The following is a 1,179-nucleotide window of genomic DNA, read 5'->3' as shown; positions in this document are numbered from 1 at the left end:
CCGACGATCCAGACGTTGTTGTCGACGTCCCAGGTGCCCCCGTCCAGGGAGAACTGCCCGGAGGTGACCAGGTGCTCGATCCGGGCCGCCATCACAGCACCACCACCGAACGCAGCACGTCACCCTCGTGCATCCGCGCGAACGCCTTCTCCACGTCCCCGATCCCGATCGTCTCCGTCACAAACGCCCCCAGATCCAGCCGGCCCTGCAGATGCAGATCCACCAGCATCGGGAAATCCCGCGAGGGCAGACAGTCCCCGTACCAGGACGACTTCAACGCCCCGCCCCGCCCGAAGACATCCAGCAGCGGCAGCTCCAACGTCATCTCCGGCGTCGGCACCCCCACCAGCACCACCGTCCCGGCCAGATCCCGGGCATAGAACGCCTGCTTGTACGTCTCCGGACGCCCCACCGCCTCGATCACCACATCCGCACCGAACCCCCCGGTCAGCCCCCGGATCGCCGCCACCGGATCCACCGCCTTGGAATTCACCGTGTGCGTGGCACCGATCGACTCCGCCTTCGCCAGCTTCCGGTCATCGATATCCACCGCAATGATCTTCGCCGCGCCCGCCAGCCGCGCCCCCGCAATCGCCGCATCCCCCACACCACCGCAGCCGATCACCGCCACGCTGTCCCCGCGCCCCACATTGCCGGTGTTGATGGCCGCACCGATCCCCGCCATCACCCCACACCCCAGCAGCCCGGCCACCGCCGGCGACACCTGCGGATCCACCTTCGTGCACTGCCCCGCCGCCACCAGCGTCTTCTCCGCAAACGCCCCGATCCCCAGAGCCGGGGAGAGCTCCGTGCCATCGGCCAGCGTCATCTTCTGCCCGGCATTGTGCGTGGCAAAGCAGTACTGCGGACGCCCCCGCACACACGCCCGGCACTGCCCGCACACCGCCCGCCAATTCAGAACCACAAAATCACCGGGCGCCACCTCCGTGACACCCTCACCGACCGACTCCACCACCCCGGCCGCCTCATGCCCCAACAAAAACGGGAACTCATCATTGATCCCGCCCTGCTTGTAGTGCAGGTCCGTATGACACACCCCGCACGCCTGCACCGCCACCACGGCCTCACCCGGCCCCGGATCCGGCACCACGATCGTCTCCACCCGCACCGGCTCATTCTTCCCCGGTGCAACGACTCCGCGTACTTCCTGTGGCATGG

The 1,179-nt window shown here is 68.0% G+C and carries 1 protein-coding gene and 1 pseudogene; both read right to left on the bottom strand.

The window, feature by feature from the left end:
* A pseudogene (locus C3486_RS36640) lies at nucleotides 1-92 on the bottom strand (MBL fold metallo-hydrolase); the annotation flags it as partial.
* Complete coding sequence (locus C3486_RS36635; protein ID WP_103837137.1) at nucleotides 92-1,177, bottom strand: S-(hydroxymethyl)mycothiol dehydrogenase; 1,086 nt, start codon at nucleotides 1,175-1,177, stop codon at nucleotides 92-94. The gene C3486_RS36635 and the pseudogene C3486_RS36640, both read right to left, overlap by 1 nt.
* Between the last annotated feature and the right edge of the window lie 2 nt (nucleotides 1,178-1,179).

The sequence above is a fragment of the Streptomyces sp. Ru73 genome (assembly GCF_002920575.1).
In the GTDB taxonomy this organism is placed as follows: Bacteria; Actinomycetota; Actinomycetes; order Streptomycetales; family Streptomycetaceae; genus Streptomyces.
The sequence above is the reverse complement of the archived record's forward strand: the minus strand, read 5'-3'. Positions and strand labels throughout refer to the sequence as shown.